The 5,605-nt window shown below is 66.2% G+C and carries 4 protein-coding genes and 1 pseudogene; all 5 read right to left on the bottom strand.

Translation table 11 applies throughout. From position 1 onward, the window contains the following. On the bottom strand, positions 1–1,622 hold a 1,622-nt coding region (acs, locus tag AC1DWT_RS49260; RefSeq protein ID WP_477926061.1), incomplete at its 3' end, for an acetate--CoA ligase. A gap of 339 nt (positions 1,623–1,961) precedes the next feature. Further along, positions 1,962–3,437: a flavin-containing monooxygenase gene (locus AC1DWT_RS49255; protein ID WP_477926060.1), complete on the bottom strand. Its 1,476-nt coding sequence runs from the start codon at positions 3,435–3,437 to the stop codon at positions 1,962–1,964. A gap of 236 nt (positions 3,438–3,673) precedes the next feature. Further along, positions 3,674–4,405: an SDR family NAD(P)-dependent oxidoreductase gene (locus AC1DWT_RS49250; RefSeq protein ID WP_095861408.1), complete on the bottom strand. Its 732-nt coding sequence runs from the start codon at positions 4,403–4,405 to the stop codon at positions 3,674–3,676. Then, a complete protein-coding gene (locus AC1DWT_RS49245; protein ID WP_477926059.1) occupies positions 4,402–5,340 on the bottom strand; it encodes an alpha/beta hydrolase in 939 nt (312 codons plus the stop codon). Before AC1DWT_RS49245 ends, AC1DWT_RS49250 begins: the two co-directional genes overlap by 4 nt. A gap of 25 nt (positions 5,341–5,365) precedes the next feature. Further along, positions 5,366–5,605: pseudogene (locus tag AC1DWT_RS49240) on the bottom strand (glutamine synthetase family protein); the annotation flags it as partial.

The following is a 5,605-nucleotide window of genomic DNA, read 5'->3' as shown; positions in this document are numbered from 1 at the left end:
CCGTGGTGTCCGACGAGGGCGGATTCGACCTCGGAGGTGGAGATGCGGTGTCCGGAGACGTTCATGACGTCGTCGACGCGGCCGAGCACCCACAGGGCGCCGTCCTCGTCGTACTTGGCGCCGTCGCCGGCGAAGTACCAGCCCTGCTCGGGGTAGCGGGACCAGTAGGTTTCGCGGTAGCGGTCCATGTCGCCCCAGATTCCGCGGAGCATCGCCGGCCACGGCTTGTCGAGCACGAGGTAGCCGGATCCGCYGGCGCCGAGTTCGTTGGCGTCGTCGTCGACGATCTTCGCGGAGATGCCGGGCAGCGGTGCCATCGCGGAGCCGGGTTTGGTGGCGGTGATCCCGGGCAGCGGGGAGATCATGATGGCGCCGGTCTCGGTCTGCCACCAGGTGTCGACGATCGGGGCCTGGTTTCCTCCGATGACCTCGCGGAACCATTTCCAGGCCTCGGGGTTGATGGGTTCGCCCACGCTGCCGAGGAGCCGGATCGAGGTCAGGTCGTGGGCGTCGGGAATGTCGCGGCCCCACTTCATGAATGTGCGCACCAGGGTGGGTGCGGTGTAGTAGATGCTGACACCGTACTTTTCGATGATCTGGAAGTGGCGGTGCTCGTCGGGGGAGTTCGGGGTGCCCTCGTAGACCACCTGGGTGACGCCGTTGGACAGGGGCCCGTAGACGATGTAGCTGTGGCCGGTGACCCAGCCGATGTCGGCGGTGCACCAGTACACGTCCTGGCCGGCCTTGTGGTCGAAGACGTTGTGGTGGGTGTAGGAGGCCTGGGTGAGGTAGCCGCCGGAGGTGTGGATGATGCCCTTGGGTTTTCCGGTGGTGCCGGAGGTGTAGAGGATGAACAGCGGGTGCTCGGAGTCGAACGGGGTCGCCTGATGGGTGCCGGACGCCTTGTCGACGGTCTCGTGCCACCACAGGTCCCGGCCSTCGGTGACCTCGACGTCGATGCCGGTGCGCTTGACGACGAGGACGTGCTCGACGGACGCGGCCCCGTCGACCGCTTCGTCGACGGCGGGCTTGAGGGGTGCGGCCTGGCCGCGGCGCCACTGTCCGTCGACGGTGACGACGAGTTTGGCTTCGGCGTCGTCGATGCGGGAGCGCAGGGCGCTGGCGGAGAAGCCGGCGAAGACCACGGAGTGGGTCAGGCCCAGGCGGGCGCAGGCGAGCATGGTGACGATGGCYTCGGGGATCATCGGCATGTAGATCGCGACGCGGTCGCCGGCGACGAGTCCGAGRYCKGTGAAGGTGTTGGCGGCCTTGSWSACTTCGGTGAGCAGGTCGTTGTAGGTGAGGTCGCGGGTGTCGCCCGGTTCGCCTTCGAAGTGGATGGCGACGCGGTCGCCGTTGCCGGCGAGAACGTGGCGGTCGACGCAGTTGTAGGCGACATTCAACTCGCCGCCGACGAACCATTTCGCGACGGGTGCGTCGGASMAGTCGAGTACYTCGGTGAAGGGCGTGTGCCAGTGCAGGCGCTCGGCTTGTGTCGCCCAGAATGCGAGTCGGTCCTCGTCTGCGGCAGCCTGCAGGTCGGGGCCGGCGTTGGCCGTGGCGGTGAACTCGGGGCTCGGCGCGAACGCCGCTAGTTCGGAGGTATCTGCTGCGCTCGTCATGGTGGCTACCTCTTTCTCGACTGACGTCGGCAGTCATGGGTGTGGCTGGCTTCCAGCCTGTTTCACGGGTCTAGAGTCTTCTGTCGCAACGGTGTACCGGTGATCTTCGTTCGACACGGCATTGGTGCGGTGGAGTGGTGCTCTCGCGGGGAACGCGGTGTAACCTGCCGCGACACGGTGGTGTCGCGGCGGGCGGTTCTCCCACGGCGTTGTGGCGCCGAATTGGGAGGGGAAGCTCCGAGTAGCTTCCCCTCCCACGGTCCAGCCGGTCTCCAACGGCTGGAGCAGGTTGCCGGCACCCGTCGGCTGGGGGCGCGGGTGCCGGCAAGTTCAGGACCGTCAGTCGGTCTTGACGGCCAGCCGGCGCAGCAACTTCGTCGCCGCGATGTAGGCCGATGCGCTGAACGGCCACTGGGAGACGATCTTGCCGCTTCCGGACTGGAAGTAGTTGCGGGTCGTGGCCCACACGGTCTTACCCAACGCGCTCTGTACCCAGTCGTTGTAGATCAGGAACGCCGAGCGCCGCACTGAAATTCGGGTGTGGCCCTTCTTTGCGGCGCGGGAGATCAGCCCGGCGGCGAAGCTGGCCTGCGCCTCGTAGAAGGACACCAGGGGAATGGCGTTGGTGTTCGGGCCGTACATGATGAAGAAGTTCGGGAACCCGGGCACCATCATCCCGAGGAAGGCCTCGGGCTCGCCTTCCCAGTGGCCGTGCAGATCGGCGCCGTTCTCGCCGCGGACCCGGTAGTTGCCGAGGTAGTTCGCTGCGTCGAACCCGGTCGCGAGGATGATGACGTCGAGGTCGTGCTCGTCGCCGTTGGCGTCGACGGCGCCGGTGCGCGTGAGTCCCTTGACGCCGTGGGGGACCAGGCTGACCTTGGGGCTCTTGAGCGCCGCGTAGTAGGTGTCGCTGACCACGGTGCGCCGGGCCTCGTAGGCGAACTTCGGGGTGACCAGCTCCATCAGATCGGGACGATCACCGAGCTCGCGCTGCATGAATTCCAGCGACTGCTGACGCTTGACCTTGTTGGTCCGGCCGTCGGAGCGGGCGTGACTGGCCCGGTACTGCCGCTTGTCGTAGTCGGCGTACAGCTTGAACCGCCGCCAGGCGTAGATCGGTGCGAAGCGGTTGAGCTTGCGCTCCTGTTCGGTGAAGTCCCGGCTGTTCTTGGGGAGCAACCAGTTGGGCTCGAGCTGGAAGATCTTCACTTCCGAGCCGGCCTTTTCGGCCTCGGTGACGACCTGGACTGCCGACGAGCCTGTGCCGACCACGCCGATCGACTTGTCGGTCAGATCGAGGCCGTCGATCCACCGCGAGGTGTGGCACAGGGCGCCCTCGTAGTCGCTCTCGCCGCGGGCGAACGGCGGAACCAACGGGATGTTGAGGAAGCCGACCGCGCTGATGACGGACATGAACCGTCCGTGATCGGTGCCGGATTCGGTGGCCACGATGTAGTCGTGGTTCTCGTCCGACCAGGTCACGCTCTCGACCTTCTCGTTGAAGAGGATGTGCTTGTGCAGGTCCCACTTACGGGCGACGTGCTCGAGATAGCCCTGCAGTTCCTGCCAGCCGGCGTGGGTGCGGCTCCAGTCATAGCGCTCGTAGGAGAACGAGTAGATGTGGGACTCGAGGTCGACCTCGGCGCCCGGGTACCGGTTGTGCCACCAGGTCCCACCGAGTCCGGGGGACTGCTCGAAGATGATGAAGTCCTCGATCCCCTTCTTCTTCAGCGCGATCGCGGCTGCGATGCCGCTGAATCCGGAACCGATGATGGCAACTCGTGCTGTGGTCCGCCCGCGTGCGCTGGGTGCCATGGCGTTCTCCTGTCTGAAGGCTTGGTACTGGGGCCGGAGTCTGGGACCTTGTGGACTAACCCCAAACCTCTATTGGTTCAGTATTTAGGCCTTTAAGGTGGATGTCAATCCCCAGAGGGAAATTTGCTGATGCTGAGGGGTTTTTCGGGGGCGGCCGGGATGGATCGGCTCCCCGGGGTGGTGCGCGTGTGAGCGTGTCCGGGATCGGATCTCCGAGACCCGACCACGCGGCGTCGCTACTTGATCTGTGCTGTCCAACCGCCGTCGACGACCAGGTCGACGGCCGTGATGAAGGACGCCTCGTCGGAGAGCAGGAACGCAATTGCGGCCGCGATGTCCTCGGGGAGGCCCAGCCGGCGCAACGGTGTCCGGTTCTCCATGTCGGTGCGGCGCTCGGGCGCCCGCTCGTAGAGGTAGTCGATCATCGGGGTGAGGATCGCTCCGGGGCACACGGTGTTGGCCCGAATTCCCTCGGGGCCCAGCTGCAACGCCAGGGCATGGGTCAAGGAGACCACGGCGGCCTTGCTCACCTGGTAGGCGTCGAGGGGAGAATCCATCCCGCGGACCCCGGCGGTGCTGGCCACGTTGACGATGCTGCGGCCCTGACCACGTCGCAAATGGGGGATCGCGGCCCTGATCACCTTCCGCAGCCCGTGCAGGTTGATACCGAGGGTGGTGTCCCAGATCGACTCCTCGATGTCGAGCGTCGACCCGTCGCGATCGAAGAACGCCACACCCGCCGCATTGACCAGGTAGTCCAGGCCGCCGTCGGAGAAGGAGGCGAACAGGTCGTCGAAACGCTCGCCGGCAAGAAGGTCGAACGCCACGTACTCCACGCCGCTGGGCAGATCGTCGACCCGTTCCTTGACGTCGGTGGCCACGACCCGGACACCGTCCTTGACCAGACGATGTACCGTGGCGAGCCCGATCCCGCCGGCCGCACCGGTGACGAGCGCGGTGCGGGTCATCGCACGAGCTCCTGATCGAAGGCACGAGCGAGCCGGGAACCGGCGAACTCCATGGCGGCGGTGGCCGCGGGAAACACCTCGTCGAGCCCGAAGAAGCCGTGCACCATGCCGAGTGTCTGGTGCACCTCGACCGCGACGCCCGCGGCCTGTGCCGCTTCGGCGTACAGCTCGCCCTGCGGGCGGATCGGGTCACATTCGGCGAGGATGACTGTGGTGTCGGGTAGCCCGCTCAGATCGGCCGACAAGACGTCCACCCGCGGGTCCTGCGCGAAGTCGGGGGAGGGCAGGTAGTTGTCCTGGTGCCACTGCATCTCGTCGCGTTCGAGCATGATTCCCTGGTACTCGTCGTCGAATCCGCGGTCGAGGTCGCAGGTGGTGACGGGGTAGACGAGCAGCTGGTGACGCAGCCTGGCGACGCCGGTGTCACGCACATGAATCGCCACGGCGGCGGCGAGGTTGCCTCCGGCGCTGTCTCCGGCGATGGCGACGCGGGTGATGTCGACCGGCAGCCGGGCGTCGCCGCTGATCGTCCATTCGAGGGCGTCGATCGCGTCGTGGACTGCGGTGGGGAAGCGGTAGTCGGGACCGCGGCGGTAGTCGACGGACAGCACGGCACTGCCGGATTCGGTCGCCAGCAGCCGGGTGGTGACGTCGTGGGAGTCGATGCTGCCGAGCAACCAGCCGCCGCCGTGGAAGTACACGGTCAGCGGCAGGTCGGTCGCCTCGCTGGGCAGATAAAGCCGGCCGCGGATCCCCTCATCATCGCGCGTGGGAATCTCGACGTCGACGGTGTGATGGATCGCGGGCTTCGTCAGCGCCCCGAAGGTGTCTTCGAAGTTCTGCCGCGCGGTCTCCACCGGCAACAGGTGGGCGTTCGGTCGCCCCGACGCACGGGAGTCGTCGGTCATCTTCTGGGCGATGGGATCCAATGGCATGGCGGTCCTTTCATGGACAAGGGTGTTAGACACGTTCGTAGTAGCGGCGGGTTTCCCAATCGGTCACCGTGTGGGAATCGAAGGAGGTCAGCTCCGCCTGGGCGGAGGCGAGGAGATGCTCGTAGACCTCGTCGCCGAAGGCTGCACGCGCCATCTTGTTCTTGGCGAACAGATCGATCGCACGGTGCATCGACGTCGGTACAAGTTCGACGTCGCGCCCTTCCCAGGCATTTCCGCTGAAGGTCGCGGGCGTCGGCAATTGGCG

It is taken from the genome of Rhodococcus sp. P4_B6, assembly GCF_056402215.1.
This window is presented reverse-complemented; position numbering and strand designations above follow the sequence as displayed.